Source organism: Providencia huaxiensis, from assembly GCF_002843235.3.
In the GTDB taxonomy this organism is placed as follows: Bacteria; Pseudomonadota; Gammaproteobacteria; order Enterobacterales; family Enterobacteriaceae; genus Providencia; species Providencia huaxiensis.
Window position 1 is genome coordinate 4,229,295 of the sequence record NZ_CP031123.2, and the last position, 16,578, is coordinate 4,245,872.

14 protein-coding genes are annotated in these 16,578 nt (G+C 39.0%); 6 read left to right on the top strand and 8 right to left on the bottom strand.

Annotated features, from left to right (window positions below; all coding sequences use genetic code 11):
• Window positions 1-47: 47 nt before the first annotated feature.
• Genes agaV through agaR form a run of 4 tightly spaced genes read right to left on the bottom strand, consistent with a single transcriptional unit; the run spans window position 48 to window position 3,881 of the window.
• The gene (gene agaV / locus CYG50_RS21315) at window positions 48-542 is read right to left on the bottom strand and encodes a PTS N-acetylgalactosamine transporter subunit IIB (RefSeq protein ID WP_094962832.1); all 495 of its coding nucleotides are present in this window, start codon (window positions 540-542) and stop codon (window positions 48-50) included.
• Between the two features lie 34 nt (window positions 543-576).
• A complete protein-coding gene (locus CYG50_RS21320; RefSeq protein WP_102140190.1) occupies window positions 577-1,761 on the bottom strand; it encodes an SIS domain-containing protein in 1,185 nt (394 codons plus the stop codon).
• 8 nt (window positions 1,762-1,769) lie between these two features.
• A complete protein-coding gene (gene kbaZ / locus CYG50_RS21325) occupies window positions 1,770-3,053 on the bottom strand; it encodes a tagatose-bisphosphate aldolase subunit KbaZ (protein WP_102140189.1) in 1,284 nt (427 codons plus the stop codon).
• Window positions 3,054-3,104: 51 nt separating this feature from the next.
• Entirely contained in the window at window positions 3,105-3,881 is a 777-nt protein-coding gene (gene agaR / locus CYG50_RS21330) for a transcriptional repressor AgaR (RefSeq protein WP_102140188.1), read from the bottom strand.
• Window positions 3,882-4,409: 528 nt separating this feature from the next.
• Between agaR and CYG50_RS21335 the strand changes: the two genes are divergently transcribed.
• From CYG50_RS21335 to CYG50_RS21360, 6 genes are all read left to right on the top strand, one after another.
• The gene (locus CYG50_RS21335; protein ID WP_102140187.1) at window positions 4,410-5,645 is read left to right on the top strand and encodes an anaerobic sulfatase maturase; all 1,236 of its coding nucleotides are present in this window, start codon (window positions 4,410-4,412) and stop codon (window positions 5,643-5,645) included.
• Window positions 5,646-5,668: 23 nt separating this feature from the next.
• Window positions 5,669-7,276 (top strand): sulfatase family protein, encoded by a 1,608-nt coding sequence (locus tag CYG50_RS21340; protein WP_102140186.1) that lies wholly within the window; start codon window positions 5,669-5,671, stop codon window positions 7,274-7,276.
• 63 nt (window positions 7,277-7,339) lie between these two features.
• The gene (locus CYG50_RS21345) at window positions 7,340-8,806 is read left to right on the top strand and encodes a DUF2264 domain-containing protein (RefSeq protein WP_102140185.1); all 1,467 of its coding nucleotides are present in this window, start codon (window positions 7,340-7,342) and stop codon (window positions 8,804-8,806) included.
• A 115-nt stretch (window positions 8,807-8,921) separates the two neighbouring features.
• On the top strand, window positions 8,922-9,776 hold the full coding sequence (locus CYG50_RS21350) for a tagatose bisphosphate family class II aldolase (RefSeq protein WP_102140184.1): 855 nt from the start codon (window positions 8,922-8,924) through the stop codon (window positions 9,774-9,776).
• A 91-nt stretch (window positions 9,777-9,867) separates the two neighbouring features.
• Entirely contained in the window at window positions 9,868-10,446 is a 579-nt protein-coding gene (locus tag CYG50_RS21355; RefSeq protein WP_102140183.1) for a DJ-1/PfpI family protein, read from the top strand.
• A 256-nt stretch (window positions 10,447-10,702) separates the two neighbouring features.
• Entirely contained in the window at window positions 10,703-12,004 is a 1,302-nt protein-coding gene (locus CYG50_RS21360; protein WP_168222875.1) for a uracil/xanthine transporter, read from the top strand.
• 80 nt (window positions 12,005-12,084) lie between these two features.
• Here the strand turns inward: CYG50_RS21360 and CYG50_RS21365 are convergent, their stop codons facing one another.
• Genes CYG50_RS21365 through CYG50_RS21380 form a run of 4 tightly spaced genes read right to left on the bottom strand, consistent with a single transcriptional unit; the run spans window position 12,085 to window position 16,442 of the window.
• Window positions 12,085-13,086 carry an ABC transporter substrate-binding protein gene (locus tag CYG50_RS21365; RefSeq protein ID WP_102140181.1) on the bottom strand — a complete coding sequence of 334 codons (1,002 nt, stop codon included), beginning with the start codon at window positions 13,084-13,086 and terminating at the stop codon, window positions 12,085-12,087.
• Between the two features lie 12 nt (window positions 13,087-13,098).
• Window positions 13,099-13,866 carry an ABC transporter ATP-binding protein gene (locus CYG50_RS21370; protein WP_229597510.1) on the bottom strand — a complete coding sequence of 256 codons (768 nt, stop codon included), beginning with the start codon at window positions 13,864-13,866 and terminating at the stop codon, window positions 13,099-13,101.
• 2 nt (window positions 13,867-13,868) lie between these two features.
• The gene (locus CYG50_RS21375; RefSeq protein WP_102140179.1) at window positions 13,869-14,627 is read right to left on the bottom strand and encodes an ABC transporter permease; all 759 of its coding nucleotides are present in this window, start codon (window positions 14,625-14,627) and stop codon (window positions 13,869-13,871) included.
• Between the two features lie 12 nt (window positions 14,628-14,639).
• Window positions 14,640-16,442, bottom strand: a complete 1,803-nt coding sequence (locus tag CYG50_RS21380) for a DUF6568 family protein (RefSeq protein ID WP_102140178.1) — start codon at window positions 16,440-16,442, stop codon at window positions 14,640-14,642.
• Window positions 16,443-16,578 lie beyond the last annotated feature (136 nt).

Genomic DNA, 16,578 nt, shown 5'->3' on the forward strand with positions numbered 1-16,578 from the left:
ATAGTTTTCCTTAAACGCCTTAATGTTAAGTTGTTATCTCAATCTGCTTATGCTGTTGCGAGAGTAAGAACATTAACGGGGGTTTGGTCTGGAGTATTTTGAATTGTGCAAGCTACCCCTTTGTCGACAAGCCGACGGAATGCCTCTAAGTCGCGTTCATCCACAGACACTGTTTTGGCAATTTGGCGTTTTCCTTCATGGAAGTGCATATTACCGACGTTGCAGTGAGTGATAGGAACGCCGCCTTCGACAAGACGAGCAACATCTGTTGGGTTATTGCAAAGAATAAAGATTTTTTGACGAGGAGATGCCTTGTGAATGACATCGATAGTTTTTTCGATAGAGAAAAATCGGACGGCATATTCTCCACCGGCAGAAGCTTTCATTCCTGCTTGCATAAACGCGGAGTTAGGGCCGTCCGCAGCATCATCATTAGCGACAAGAATTAAATTTGCTTCAGTGTGTTTACCCCAAGTGATTCGAATTTGCCCATGTAATAAACGCTCATCGATTCGGGTCCAGACAATATTTGGTGCGTGCATATAATTGCTCTCTTATTATTAGCTATATTTATCATTAAGAAGGCATGGTGCCATCTTCTTGATATGAGAACGGGTAAATAGTGACACCTTGAACAACTCGATTAATTTCTCCAGTTGGAGACGGGTTATCCGGTGTATTCCCCAGTGCAATGGAACTATGGAATGCAAAGGCTTGCGCTAACATTAAATAAGGGAAAAATAGTGCTGAGTCTGAGCATTTCTCCATTTTTTTAATATAAACAAAACTTTCTTCTATTTGTGTGTCATCAGAAGAGGAGGTGATCGCGATCACTTTCGCTGAAGCATTATCGTGAATTACCTCTCTTAATAAGTCAGTCTCATACTGTCTGGTGTACTTATCGTTTGATAGAAACAGCACAACTAACGTTTCTTTATTGACGATAGATTTCGGTCCATGGCGAAACCCTAAAGGCGTGTCAAAGTTAGCAACGACCTTACCAGCGGTTAATTCCAGCATTTTTAGGGCGGCTTCTTGTGCAAGGCCTTGTAGGCCCCCACTACCTAGATAAATGACTCGTTTAAACTTACCTGCATAATCTTCTCGGATACGGAGGTTAAATTGGGTATAACTGTCGTGATAATCTTGGAAATAAGGTTGAATTTCGTTCAAATAGAACGATTCTTTTAAGAAAATACACAGTGCAGCCATCATCATAGATGAAAAGCTTGATGTCATTGCTAATGAACGGTCATTTGACTCTTCTGGCATTAAAATAGCTAATGCATTGGTATTATTTTGGCAATAACGATATAGCTGTCCTTGCTCGTTACAGGTTAAAACTAAGTGGTAACATTGTGTTAGGCACTTTTCTGCTACATCCAGGGCGGCAACACTTTCAGGGCTATTACCAGAGCGAGCAAAAGAAATTAGTAGCGTTGGTACGTCTTCTGCTAAATATTCTTTTGGGTCGGCCACTAAATCCGTGGTGGCGATAGCATCAACTCGGCGTTTTAAATGACCAGTCAGAACGGGGGCAAGGGCGCGGCCTGCAAAAGCCGATGTTCCTGCTCCCGTCATGATAATACGTGCGTCCGATGCCTGAAGTACTTTAGCTAAAAATGTATCAATTTCAGCACGTTGTTCTTGTATTAGCTGGTTTGTTTTTTCCCAGCATTCAGGCTGTTGCTCAATCTCTTTTGCTGTCCAGAATGCGTTTAGCTTTTCGAGTTCAGGTGTTTGATAGCTTAAATATTCCATGTCAAACCTCAGTGACTAAATTTACATGCATCGGCATATACCGAAAGTACGTCGCGAATTTTTGCAAAAATAAAGGATTTCGCTGAGCCGTCGATCATGCCTTCTCTCAATTGTTGAAATTGATGTGGCATGTATTGGCTTAGAAGTGGTAACGGAATCGATTTTGAAGATAAGTTCGCCATCAGTGTGTCTATGGCTTGGTTAATTTCTTTATCAGGCCAGTAATAACGAATACGGTCACTAAAGCTATAAACGCGAGCAAAAGCTTGCTGCTGAGCATCACCATGGTAGTATTTTTGCCAAAATTCAGGCTCACGGCACATCAACTGTTCCATTTTCTCTTTTAAGTGAGAACACTGTTCTGTTGGGAACATTTCATTCTCAATTTCACACAGAGAATAGAGGGCTTCCCGCATAGCAAATGTTAAAGCAGGGCCAACTTTTAAAATGGCAAAATGGTCTTGCACTAGTTGCTTGTAAGCATCCGGTGTTTGGTAATCGGTTGAATGTGCTTCGAAAACGAGATGAGGGTAGTCATCAACCACTTGACTTAATGCTTGTGCTTTTTCAGGTTGATAGTCAATAACACCGGTATGGTCGAATTCCACACCAGGTTGAACGACGAGGCCAATAACACGTGCCCAGCAGTCACCGATGCCTGCTTTTTCGAATGCTTTCGCATGACAGTCTAAGGTTTTTCTCGCAGCTTGTGGGTCTGTGACCTCAACACCTTCAAGGGCTTCTGTTGCTCCACCAGGCACAGGAACTTCAGTACCAATAACATAGACGATATCGCTATAACCGAATTTTTCTTTGGCAGTTTTTTCTGCAATAACAGCAAGTCGGGCAGCCCGCTGTGCAACAATTTCATCAGTGAGTGGAACTGGATCATCTGCACAGGACATACTGCAATCAAGGTGGATTTTTTTAAACCCTGCAGCAACATAGTGCTCAATCAGGACATCTGCATTATCCATGGCATCAGCGGCATTAAGCCCCTGCCAGCGATTTGGGCCTAAATGGTCTCCACCAAGAATTAATTTATTTAGAGGGAAATTGATTTTTTCTGCTTTTTCAATAACGTAGTTGAAGAAGTCAGCCGGAGTCATACCCGTATAGCCACCAAATTGGTCAACTTGGTTAGATGTGGCTTCAATTAAAAGAAAGGAATCATTATCCAGCGCTTGGTGCAGTGAAGCTTCAATAACAAATGGGTGGGCTGAGCAAACAGAATAAATGCCATTCTGTTTACCAAGTTTATTTTGCTGAACAATCTTTTCTAAAGGATGCATTAATACTAACTCCACAATCAACACGGTTGTATTGTTAATGGAGTTAGCGAATTATTGCTCTTTATCGACGATGATTACTTCAATTTTATGGTTTTTTAACTCTTGGATATATTCATCAGGGATCCCAGAGTCTGTCACCAAAACATCAATACCAGCGAATTCACGGATCATATGACAACTGCGCTTACCGAATTTCGTAGAATCAGCAACCGCAATAACTGTTTCCGAGATTTCACACATTAACCGGTTAAGGCTAGCTTCCTGTTCATTGTGTGTCGTGATACCAACGCGTAAATCGAACCCATCAACCCCAAGAAAAACCTTGTCAAAACGATAATTTCTGAGGCTGTTTTCTGCTTGTGAGCCAGAAAACGATAAAGCATTCTTGCGCAATGCGCCGCCAGTCATTAGTACATCAATGCCTGCAGCTGTAGCTAACTCCATTGCGACATCTAAACCGTTAGTCATGACAACAACGCTATCTCGCGACTTTAAGTGGGTCGCAATTTCTCGTGTCGTTGTCCCCGAGTCTAAAATTATTGTGTCGCCATCATTAATGAGCGCGGCGGCCGCTTTTCCTATTAATGTTTTTGTGCCCGCATTCTGCCCACGTTTTTCGTGGATGCTAAGTTCAGCAATAAACCCAGTATTTGGGATTGCTGCCCCATGGGAGCGGACGACATAACCATTTTTTTCAAGAAAGCTTAAATCGCTACGGATGGTGACACTTGAAACTTTAAATATTTCGGCTAAATCTTCGACCCGTGCTTTACCTTGTTGGTTAATCATGTCGAGGATTTCCATGCGCCGTTCAACAGCCGCTTTCACTTTCATCTCCTTACGAAACCAAATGACTTTTCTTTCATTTGATTTCGAATTAAGTTTACTACGCTAAAAAATACCGACAACGAAAAAAAACAAAACTTTTGATCTCTTTCACAAAGTTTCGATTTGTGTGTTGCTTGCTTACGGATATTTTCAAATTTTAAATATCATATCTTCGAATAGGAAAGTATCCAATCAATAAAGTAGCAATAATTGTACTTTTACTAAGCAACCCCTGTGTTTTGCATGAATATTAGCAATATTTGCAAAAAAATCGCTAAATATAAGCTCAAGAATTGGCATAAAGTGCGATGGCGATATTAGAAATTCGAAAGAAATAAAAATTTCTTTAAATCAAAAACAAAAATTAGTGGCTTAATGCGTGCTATTTGTGCTCTCTTCAATGCTTCTAACTCAAATTACAACCTTTCAAACTCTTTCATTTTTTAATTTTGTGATTTCAATCTCTTTTGATTTTTCGTGTTTTGCGTAATGCTATAAAAATAACCTGACTGTTTCGGATGAATTTAAATGCCTGCAAACCAACCTACTTATTTTCATATGATGGCGAAACCCACCAGCTATCGCTGCAATATTAAATGCGAATACTGTTTTTATCTTGAAAAAGAAAATGTATTTCACGAACAATCAGTGGAAGACCAACATGACGTTATGCCTGATAACGTGCTGCGTCGTTATATCAAAGACTATATCCAGTCTCATGCAGGTGAACAGGTGGATTTCTCGTGGCAAGGTGGGGAGCCAACCCTCGCAGGGCTCGAATTTTTTGAGCGGGTTGTTAAGTACCAAAAGCAATATGCCCAAGGAAAAATCATCACGAATAGTGTGCAAACTAACGCTATTGCGATAAACCGGCAATGGGCACAGTTTTTTGCAGATCACGGTTTTTTAATCGGTGTATCTATTGATGGCTTAGAAGCTGTTCATGATAAATACCGGATTTCCGTTAATGGTAATCCAACTTTTGAACGTGTAAAGAAAGCGATTCAGCTCCTGATTGAATATGGTGTTGAATTTAATACCTTAACCGTTGTTAATGACCAAAATTGGCGAAAAGGAAAAGAAACTTATCGAGCTTTGAAAGCATTGGGTTCCACTTTCTTTCAGTTTATCCCCATTGTTGAGGTAGATAGGCGCTTTCCTCATACCCAAGGTGGCCATTATGCCCCTGGGCCAAATGCAGTGATGGCTCCTTTTTCAGTACCCGCTGAGGGGTATGGGCAGTTTATGGCTGATGTTTTTGATGAATGGGTCCACCAAGGAGACATTGGCAAAATTTATATTCGTCTATTTGATAGCTTATTAGGCACTTGGATGGGCTATCCGGCATCAACCTGTGTGCAATCTAAAACGTGTGGACAAGCGCTGATTATTGAGTCGAATGGAGATGTCTATTCCTGTGACCACTATGTGTACCCAGCAAATCGGGTGGGTAACGTACAACAACATTCCCTTTCTCGTCTTGTTTCCTCTAAGCAGCAAATCCGTTTTGGGCAAAATAAATATGACAAGCTAACGAGTCTTTGCCAGCGCTGTGAGGTTCAAAGCCTTTGTTATGGCGGCTGTCCTAAGCACCGGATCACGGCGATAGAAGGTGAAAAATATCGCCATAACTATTTATGTCGTTCATATAAAAAGATTTTCCATCATACCGCTTTAGGCATGCAGTTAATGCGCCAAGCGATATCACGTGGCGCATTAGCCAGTGATGCACTTGGCGAAATACAGCACGCTTATAAGCAATAACAATATTATCTGGAGATATTTTTGTGAGATTACCTTCTATGAAGAAAAGCCTGTTAGCAGGGCTGATTGCAACCAGTAGTTTAGTGCCTCCAATTGCAGCGAATGCAGGTGGTACACCGGAGAAGCCGAATGTTTTACTGATTGTTATGGATGACTTAGGAACAGGACAGCTCGATTTTGTACTTGATAGCATTGATGTTAACGAACTTGCGAAGCGCCCGTCACCACAACGTTATCAGGGCGATATTAATAAGATGGTGGAAGCGGCAAAAATAGCGATGCCAAATGTCTCTGACATGGCGGCTGGCGGAATTAAGATGACCAATGCATTTGTGGCTCATCCTGTCTGTGGCCCATCACGAGCCGGTATTTTTACTGGCCGCTCTCCTGCAAGTTTTGGTACTTACAGTAACGATGATGCGATGTTAGGTATTCCACAAGATATCAAACTATTACCTGCATTATTCCAAGAAAATGGCTATGCCACCGCCAGTATTGGAAAGTGGCATAATGCGAAGGTATTGAAAAAACCTAAAATTGCAGCAGAAAAGCAAACTCGTGATTATCACGATAATATGATTTCAACACCGGAACCAGGTTTCGCGCCTCATGAAAGAGGTTTCGATTATGCATATAGTTTCTATGCATCAGGAGCGGCACTTTGGAACTCCCCCGCAATGTGGCGAAATGGTGAAAATGTGCCAGCTCCCGGCTATACCACACATTTGCTAACGGATGAAACCATTAAATTCATTGATGGGCACAAGGACAAACCTTTTTTTATCAACCTTTCATATAGCGTGCCGCACATTCCGTTAGAAGAAGCTTCTCCAGCGAAATATATGGATAAATTCAATACGGGTAATGTTGAAGCCGACAAATATTTTGCTGCGCTCAATGCCGCAGATGAGGGAATTGGTAAAATTATCAATACACTAAAGGAAAATGGTGAATTAGATAATACGTTAATCTTCTTTATTTCTGACAATGGCGCGGTGCATGAGTCGCCAATGCCAATGAATGCAATGGATAAAGGCTTTAAAGGGCAAATGTTTAATGGTGGTGTACGTGTTCCATTTGTCGCTTATTGGCCGGGGCATATTCCTGCGGGTAAACACAGTGATGCGATGGTTTCAGCGATTGATATCTTACCAACCGCATTACAAAGCGCAGGGATCACCATTCCCGATAGTATGAAGGTTGAAGGCAAAAACATTATGCCACTCTTAACGGGGAAAGCAGAAAAGTCGCCACATAATTATCTGTATTGGACAGGTCCAGGGACGAAACATTACAGCGAAGAAAACCAAGATTTTTGGCATGGCTACCATGAATGGATCACTTATCAACGCAAAGAAATTCCAAACAACCCTAATTTAGAAAAACTATCGAAAGGTTCATGGGCTATCCGTGATGGAGAGTGGGCTCTTTATTTTTATGATGATGGTTCTAACCAGCTCCAATTATTCAATGATAAACAAAACCCGGCCGAATCGAATAACTTAGCAGCTCAATATCCAGAAAAAGTGAAAGAGTTGAAATCGGCTTATTATCAATGGGTTAAAGATAAGCCAAAACCCGTTGTATGGGGACAAGATCGTTACCAAGTCCTGATTGAATCAGCAAAATAAATACAAAATTTTGTTTTAGCCTGAGCGCAAGGATGCGCCTGTTTGCATGATAGAGAAATACGTATGACAACACCTACTGAACGTCCAAAGCTGCCTTATGAACACCCAAATATAAAAATTTACCAGAAGCTATTCAAAGAAAATATCATTCGAAGATTAATTAGAAAGTCAGCTTATCAATGTAACGATAACCACATCACCAAAGCCTTTCAAGATGAAAATCAATCACTTTCAGTTCTTTGCGAATTATTAGTTCGCTATACCACGGAAGCTTTTGTTCATTATCAAACATGGGGCTACTCTCACGCATACTACCCCGGTAGCCCGGGCCAGCAAACGGTACGAACAGATGCTCTAGAAGGGGTTAGTAGGGTATTGCCTTTGCTTGCTTCATGGCTAGTTCACAGCCAAAAAGCAATATTGAATGGAATAAATTTAGCATCAATTGACCTTTCTGACATTATCAAGAATGCATTTTTACATGGCACAGATCCCACTCATAAAGGCTATTGGGGAAGGCTTGAAAATTATGACCAAAAAATTTGTGAGTCTGCAGATTTAGCGCTGACTCTTTGGTTAAGTCGTGAGTGGGTATGGGAAAAATTGGATAAGTCTGCACAACAGAGGATCATTGCATGGTTCGAACAAGTTAATCACTGCGATATCGTAGACAACAACTGGCACCTGTTCCCGCTTACTGTGCAATTTGTGATCCGAGCACTCACTGGTCGAGATACTATTGCAACGTGGCGCTATGAAAGAGTGAAACAATTTTACGTGGGTGATGGTTGGTTTCGGGATGGCGCGAAAGGTAACTTTGACTACTACAATGCATGGGGGTTTTACTATTCATTATATTGGCTTAACCAGATATGCCCTGATTTTGATGAAGAATTCATTCGTAGTTCATTAAATCAGTTTAACCATCATTACCGATATTTTATGACGCCTCAAGGCATCCCTTTTTTTGGCCGCAGTGCATGTTATCGCCTGGCAGTATCCGCGCCTTTATTAGCAGGCGTTGATTTGGGTGGGAACGCCGTGGGTGTGGGGGAAGCTAAAAACGCACTAGAAAGTACTTTGCGTTATTTTATTGGTCATGGTGCCTTAAAAGCAGGAGCGCCAACTCAAGGTTTATTTGGCTATGATGCACGCTTAGTCGATAACTATAGTGGCCCTGCGAGTAGTTTTTGGTCATTACGTGCGGTAGTCATTGCTCTATATTGCGGCAAGCGAATTCAACTTTGGGATAGCCCTCGCACTCCATTGCCAATTGAGTGTTCAGACTTTCATTTCGAAATACCATCAATTTCGGCAACAGTTATTGGTGTGAAAGAAACACAAGAGGTTACCGTGATATTTCGTGAAGACTACCTCAAACAGCAATCCCCGTTGACGCGTCGCTTAGAGAAACAATTATGCTCTCAGAAAGTGATTGAAATGCTACTAGGCCAATCAAGACGCCCTAAAAACAATCTGTTACGTAAGGGGGTGACCAGTTATAGCTCTAAAATGACTCACTACTTCTAGCCTCTCTTTCATTTGCTTTCAGTGCGAAAGGAATGGAAATGTGATTTAGATCTTTTACCTTTCTGATTCTTTCGTTTAATATTATTCGAAATCAATCGAAAGTTAAGAGGCGATTATGTACTTGGTATCTACCCGTAATATGTTGAACAAAGCCCAACTGGGTGGCTATGCGGTTCCCGCATTTAATATTCATAATTTAGAAACCATTCAAGTTGTCATGGAAACGGCCGCAGAAATGGCATCCCCCGTTATTTTAGCAGGCACACCAAGTACATTTTCTTATGCAGGAAGTGACTACTTGATTGCAATCTGCCAGCAAGCGGCTGAGCGTTATAAAGTTCCCGTGGCTTTGCATCTCGACCATCATGAAGATATCCCAGATATTTTCCAAAAAGTCTCCGCAGGTGTACGTTCTGCAATGATTGATGCTTCTCATTTTCCGTTTGAAGAAAATATTCAAATCGTTAAGCGGGTTGTTGATTTTTGCCATCAGTGGGACTGCACGGTTGAGGCTGAACTAGGGCGTTTAGGGGGGCAAGAAGATGACTTAGTTGTCGATGCAGCGGATGCGCTTTTCACTGACCCTGATGCTGCCGTGACTTTTATTCAAAGAACCGGTATTGATTCCTTGGCTGTTGCCATTGGAACCGCTCACGGCATGTACAAAAATGAGCCACACCTAGATTTCGCTAGACTAGACGCTATCCGTAAGAAAACGGATTTACCGTTAGTGCTTCATGGTGCTTCGGGGATCCCTGATGCGGATGTTAGGCATTGTATTGAGCTTGGAATTTGTAAAGTCAATGTCGCGACAGAGCTCAAAATCGCGTTCTCTGATGCAATTAAGCAGTATTTCATTGAAAACCCAGAAGCCACTGATCCTCGCCATTATCTGGTTCCAGGAAAGGCAGCGATGAAAGCGGTGGTGATGGATAAAATTCGTGTTTGCAAAAGTGATGGAACACTTTAATAAGCAAAACTATCTGGATTTGCTTGATGTATAACCCAAAGTTATTGCGGATGCCCTGCAATAACTCTTTTTGAAAAATAAAAGGAATGTCATGAAACAAGTTGCTGTTTTGCTCGCGGATGGCTTTGAGGAAGGGGAAGCTGTCGTTTTCATTGATATCATGCGTCGGCTAGATATTCATGTTGATGTGCTGTCTTGCATGGATACGCTTGTTTTAAATACGTATTTTGGCACTAAAATTAGTGCAGATCATCTTTTAGTCGATAAATTATCTCATACTTATGATGCAGTGATGATGCCAGGTGGGCCAAAAGGAACTGACCGTTTATATGCGAATGAAAAGGTGGTTGATTTTCTTCGCCGGCATATACATGAGGATAAATATATTTGTGCGCTATGTTCTTCTGGTGCGAAGGTGCTAGCCGCCCATGGCTTACTGGAAAGGCGGCATTATAGTACCGGGGACAAACTCGCTGAGAAGTTTGATGATGGTATTTATGTTGACCAAGATGTTGTTGTTGACGGGAAATTTATCAGTGCAAAAGGGCTCGGTGTGAGTTTTGAATTTGCATTTACCGTCGCAAAATATTTACTGGCTGACAATATTGATAAAGTGGATTGGCAAGCTAAGCATATTTATTTTAAACATTGGCCACTTCCTTATCTATAACGTTTATTGCTGACTAAGCGTTTTTTATCTTGATCACCGATAAAAATAAAGCGGGAATAATATTTTTTCCCGCTTTATTAATATTAGATAGCAGAATAATGATCAAAAATCAGAGTTAATAGTGTATGAAGCTAGTTCTCATCATGATAAGAATTAATTGTAATTTATCAATATCATAACAGCTGGATTTAAATTAGAAATTTTCCGTTATAAACATTAAGCTGGTTAGGTACATAATCGCCGGTAAGGAATGAATATGCGGAATATTGCTATTACAAAAAATAATATTATTTCTGGTTTTCAATGGTTCTTTTTTATCTTTTGTAATACGGTTGTTATTCCTCCGACGTTACAGTCCGCTTTTCATTTATCACCACAAACCACATTTGTTATTACCCAATATGCTTTCTTATTAACAGCTCTAGCTTGTTTATTGCAAGCATTCTTAGGGCACAAGCGCTCAGTAATGGAAGGACCGACAGGGTTGTGGTGGGCAACAATTTTAACTGTCACATTATCAGAATCGATGCAAGGAACTCCCCTTGGCACTATCGGCTGGAGTTTAGCCATTGGTATTTTCTTGTCTGGGGTCGTGACTATTCTTATTGGTTTGAGTGGATTGGGCGGTTGGTTGGCGAGTTTGTTTAAACCGGGTGTTTTAGTCGTATTTATGTTTTTGCTTGGCGCCCAGTTAGTAACTATTTTCTTAAAAGGGATGCTAGGACTACCATTTGGTGTCGGAGGCGAAAATATCACGGTCAATTACCCTGTCTTCTTTTTAGCGCTCGCAGTACTGATATTTGTCATCGGAATGATTATTTATTTACCCATGAGCATCAGTAAATATGCGTTATTAATTGGGACAATTATCGGGTGGGTTGCTTATAGTGGGCTATTTGGCAGCGCAATATCCCCTGTTTCATCAGGGGAATGGATGCTATTTCCATTAGGTCGCTCCGATGAAGTCAATATGAGTATTGTATTGACGGCTATTTTGGCGGGGATATTAAATACATCAAATACATTTGGAGCGATGCGAGGAACTGATGTGTTTTACCCCGATTCATTGCCGACGAAGTCCCTATATCGACGTAGTTTTATGATGTCAGGGTTCGTCACGATATTAGCCGCGCCAATAGGGGTCGTGCCTTTTTCACCGTTTGTTTCATCCATTGGTTTAATTACCCAAACAAAAGATAGTTCACGTACCTCTTTTAGTATTGGCAGCCTTATTTTCTTATGTGTGGGGGGCGTTGCAGTATTGACCCAATTTTTTCGCTCTTTACCGTTAGCCATTGGCAGCGCGGTCATGTTGGCGACTTATCTGCCTCTGTTATTTTCTTCATTTTCGTTTCTGGCAGATATGAAGCTAAATGCACGTAATATTTATCGCCTTGCTCTACCTATTTTTATTGGTATCTTCTTGATGTCAGCACCTGCTGCGGTATTAAGTTCTTTGCCAACAATGTTTAGTTCTTTACTGGGTAATGGGCTGCTAATGGGCATTATCTTGGCACTTATTTTAGAAAATACGATCAAGTGGGATAACATTGCTTAATATTTTGATAAAAAAAGCAAAGATGAAGAAAAATCTTTGCTAGAAAAGAAATAAAAAGGGATATGGTTTCATTTAGGCGTTTATTTTTTAGTATAAACCCAATTTTTTATATCAATAGGCTTAGTGATAATTTTGTTATCAATCAAAAATTGTTGAGTTTGCTTTAACTTACGGATGTCATTATCAGTAATATTAACGGAATAGCGTTTAGAAAAACTATCTATACTATGAAAATCATGTATTTTTTTAATGATTTCAACATTAGTATCGCTTTCTTTAGCAAGTAAAATTTCTGCCTGATCGGGATTATTTTGCGCATATTTACTTGCTTTTAATAAAGCAATATTCATTGCTTTAATCACATTCTCATTTTGATTTATGAATGCTTCTCGCCCTACGATAACAGAAATACCTGAGAGTTCAGGTTCAGTACGGGTTGAATAAAGTGTTGTAATAGTTGGGGATTTATTTTCTAAACGGGCGGTACTTTGCTCAGTCCATACCATCGCATCAATTGCTCCGTTTAATAATGCGGATTCAGCATCATTTGTCATTTGAATAATATTGAAGTCAGATAATTTATACCCTTGTTGTTCAATAAATAGCGTGAAATACCGTTGCATATACGTTCCTCGTGGTAATGCAACTTTCTTGCCTTTAAGGTCAGCTAATGAGTGAATATTGCTATCTTTTCTTACTGCGATATTGGCATTGATGGAAGAATCCTCTGACATGATTAATTTTAAGGGTACACCTCTCGATGTGGCTATAATTCCTGGAAAATCAGCATAAACAGCAATATCAATGGCATTTGTCGCTAGGCCTTCATTGACGGCAGGCCCTGCTCCTGCAAAACCAGAAATGGAATATTGGTAATCAACTTTTTGTAGCTCTTCTTCAAGATATCCTAGCTGTTTTGCTAAACCGAGCAAACCACTTAAACGACCATTATTATCTGCTGTGCCAATACGAACAATTTTTTCATTATTTTTACTGTCAGGTAGCCTTTCATCCCCACAACCAACTAGAATGAACGAAATTAATACTATAATAGGAAATTTGATATAATTTAATAATACCATGATATGTTCCTTCTAGATTTCATATTCACTTGCAAAAAGTTCTGCAGAATTATCGAAAAACTCTTGAAGAATAATTCTTTTATAATATGCAAAATCAGAACTGCCTCGATTTCGTGGATAAGGAAGATTAATATCAATTATTTTTTTTATGTTTCCAGGGCGGGATGACATTATAATTACTCGATTTCCCAAATATATTGCCTCTTCAATATCATGAGTAACTAAAATCATCGTCAGTTGCTTTTCTTGTTTGATAGATAAAATCTCTCGTTGCATCTCAATTTTTGTTAAAGCATCAAGTGCGCCAAGCGGTTCATCCAATAACAATAGTTCAGGTTGGGTGATTATGGTACGGGCAATTGCTGCACGTTGTGCCATTCCACCTGAGAGTTGTTTGGGATAAGCATTAGCAAACTCAGTCAAGTTTACGAGTTTTAAATAATTTTCAACTAGAATTTTCTTCGTTTTTTTATCTATATGGTCTAATCCGAAAGCGATATTATCGGCAATTGTTAACCAAGGTAGAAGCCTATTTTCTTGAAAAATCATTCCTCTTTCTATATTTGGTTTGGTTATCTCTTTATTTTTAAATAGTACACTTCCACTATTGAATTGGTTTAAGCCTGCAATTATGCGTAGTAAAGTACTTTTCCCACAACCACTATGGCCAACGATAGCAACAAATTCACCTTTTTGAACTTGAAGGTTAATATCTTCTAAAACAGGAAGTAACTTATTATTGATAGTAAAGTTTTTAAATCCATTTTTGATTGATAGCATATCTATCTCCTTTCTGTTCTTAACCATGGCAGCAGGTAATAAGATATAATTAATAAAATCTTATCTAATAATAAACCGACTATACCGATAACAAGAATACCCACTATAACGACTGGGGAATCTAGCATAATCCGGGCATCATTGATGCGATAGCCAATACCCGAGTTAGCTGCGATCATTTCTGCTGCAACAACTGTTGCCCAAGATAACCCCATTGCAAGCCTTAAACCTGTAAATAGGTTGGGAAGTAGTGATGGAATATAAATTTTTCGTAATTTTTGCCAAATATTGAATTGATAAAGATTACCTAATTCAATATAAGTCATAGGTGTCGTTTGTATTCCATTGATAGTACTTAGTAAGATAGGGAAAAAGGCACTTTTTATAATAAGAATAATTTTAGTTACTTCACCAATTCCAAACCATAAAATTAATAATGGTATCCATGCTAGTGGAGGAATTTGACGTATAGCATTTAATGTTAGGTTGAAAATTTGGTTTGTTCGTAGCGACAATGCCATGATAATACCAAGAAAAAAAGCAAAAATAGCAGCGATAACAAAGGCTATTAATACTCGGGATAAACTAATTGATAAATCTTGCCATAATTGCCCAGAATATAGCTGGAAATTCAAAGAATGCCATGCTTGTGGAATAGATGGAAAAATAACAGGGGAAACACCTCCAATTGTTGTTGTAATATACCAAGTTGTAAAAATAATAACTGGAAGTAGAAGCAAGAAAAAACTGTTTTTCAACATGATATATAAGCCTCAATTTATTTTGTCGAAATATTGATTGAGGAAACTCACATATGTTGTTGTATCCTGTAATCCAACGAGTTTATCCACTAATTTCCCATTATTTGAAATTGCAATAATAGGTATGCTTCTAAGTGAATACTTTTGAAGGATTTCAACAGAATTATCTACAGAGAGATAATTGATTTTATTTATTGAGTAACGTTTTACTAATGAAGGCAATAACTCACTCAATACTTTACATTTATTGCACCAACTAGCACCGAAGAATATCAAATTATTTTTATTTTCATTAATAATTGAGTCGAATGTTTCACTATCTATTTCATATATGTTATCGGAAAAGAAAAAGGTATCAGATTTCTTAGAGGGATGATTATCTCTAGTTCGAGCAATACATAAGATATCATCATCTGAAATTTTATGTTTTATTATTCCTTCGATATACACTCCTGTAATTGTATCTTTAGGAGCTGCATTTGGTAATCGGAATTGAGAGACATCCATAGGTGCTATGCTATTTTCTTCAGGTATATCTAATTGAGGGATCCAATCATAAGGGATTCTATAAGCACGATAGATCATATTATTGCGTTTTTTTCCTTCTCTCCAGTAAGGCGAGACATATTCCCACACAATCTCATGTTCAGCTGTTATTTCAATCAATCGCCCATTTGAGCCTTCGGTAATTAAAGTATTACCATTTGGTAGACGCTGAGCGCTACTTACATATGGGCTATAGAATCGACTTGAATCCATGGGAGCGGCAAAGCCTAGTTTTTCTGCATCATGTTGCCAAATAATTTCGAGAGTAACTGGGTTTATTTCTAATACTCGAGAACTATCTCGCCATGCATTTTTTAAGCCATATACAGATGAAGGGTTTGGTGCTCCATAACCTGCCCAGCCGCCATTATCAAAAATTAACAGATTTCCTGCGCCTGGAAGGCCATGAGGTATAATATGAGCATGATGAGGTCCGATAATCCAACCAAGATGATGAACTTGTTTGTTGTTATAATCGGGCCCTAATTGCCAAACTATTTTTCCAGTTTTCCGGCTCGTTATTCCGATTATATTTGCTTCTCTAGAATCCCAAATAATATTATCAGGATGAAAACGTTCGTCTCCATTATCATAATGTAGATTTGGTCCTATACGAGACATGGTATTAATATGTAGATAATCTCCCATGCCTCCACCGGCACTACGCATATTTGGGTCACGATATAAAACATTTCTAGCTTCTTCGCTGAAATTTAATTCTGAAAAGTGATCGCTAAATGCCCATTGCCAGATAATATTACCTTGCCAATCTACTTCGATAAAAATATCATCAAGTAGCCATTTATCTGATATTTCAGGTTTGTAAATATTCTTATGGCATAGTATTAGAGTATTTCCGCTATGGGTTTGTGATGTTAATGTAGGAGAATAATAACCAACAGGGTTTCCATCACGTTGAAAATCATGATGTTGTCTTGCCATCCATATTATTTCTTGATTGGGATCTTGTATTTTTTCTAATTTATTGAATGACCATATAATGTTACCATCCCAATCAAATTGAACTAAATCAACTTGATCTTGAACACCATATTTAGGTGATCGCAAACCATGACTACCAAATAAATATCCACCAGGTAAAATTTTATTAGGAAAACCATCAACTCCTTGCCATAAATGCACTTCTCGGCCATTCATATCAATTAATAGCGCACCTTTTCCAGGTGCGTTAAAAAGGGTATAACCACTAAATGTTTTTTCTTTATTGAAAATAGTAGTTCCTGAAGGATAAATACTTGGGTGTCCCATATTAAATATTCCTATAGTAAATTTTTTCTATGTGGAATAATGGTATAAAGGTAATGGGTTTTGAAATATCTTTTATTATGGTGTTATAACTTAATAGAACAATAAAGTAATGTTCTATTAAGTGTTTATATTTATA

What these genes read in the sequence shown, in the direction of transcription:
- CYG50_RS21320 (WP_102140190.1), bottom strand. Translation starts at nt 1,761, where the DNA reads ATGGAATATTTAAGCTATCAAACACCTGAACTCGAAAAGCTAAACGCA.
- CYG50_RS21370 (WP_229597510.1), bottom strand. Translation starts at nt 13,866, where the DNA reads ATGCTATCAATCAAAAATGGATTTAAAAACTTTACTATCAATAATAAG.
- CYG50_RS21360 (WP_168222875.1), top strand. Translation starts at nt 10,703, where the DNA reads ATGCGGAATATTGCTATTACAAAAAATAATATTATTTCTGGTTTTCAA.
- kbaZ (WP_102140189.1), bottom strand. Translation starts at nt 3,053, where the DNA reads ATGCATCCTTTAGAAAAGATTGTTCAGCAAAATAAACTTGGTAAACAG.
- CYG50_RS21380 (WP_102140178.1), bottom strand. Translation starts at nt 16,442, where the DNA reads ATGGGACACCCAAGTATTTATCCTTCAGGAACTACTATTTTCAATAAA.
- CYG50_RS21355 (WP_102140183.1), top strand. Translation starts at nt 9,868, where the DNA reads ATGAAACAAGTTGCTGTTTTGCTCGCGGATGGCTTTGAGGAAGGGGAA.
- agaV (WP_094962832.1), bottom strand. Translation starts at nt 542, where the DNA reads ATGCACGCACCAAATATTGTCTGGACCCGAATCGATGAGCGTTTATTA.
- CYG50_RS21350 (WP_102140184.1), top strand. Translation starts at nt 8,922, where the DNA reads ATGTACTTGGTATCTACCCGTAATATGTTGAACAAAGCCCAACTGGGT.
- CYG50_RS21335 (WP_102140187.1), top strand. Translation starts at nt 4,410, where the DNA reads ATGCCTGCAAACCAACCTACTTATTTTCATATGATGGCGAAACCCACC.
- CYG50_RS21345 (WP_102140185.1), top strand. Translation starts at nt 7,340, where the DNA reads ATGACAACACCTACTGAACGTCCAAAGCTGCCTTATGAACACCCAAAT.
- CYG50_RS21365 (WP_102140181.1), bottom strand. Translation starts at nt 13,086, where the DNA reads ATGGTATTATTAAATTATATCAAATTTCCTATTATAGTATTAATTTCG.
- CYG50_RS21375 (WP_102140179.1), bottom strand. Translation starts at nt 14,627, where the DNA reads ATGTTGAAAAACAGTTTTTTCTTGCTTCTACTTCCAGTTATTATTTTT.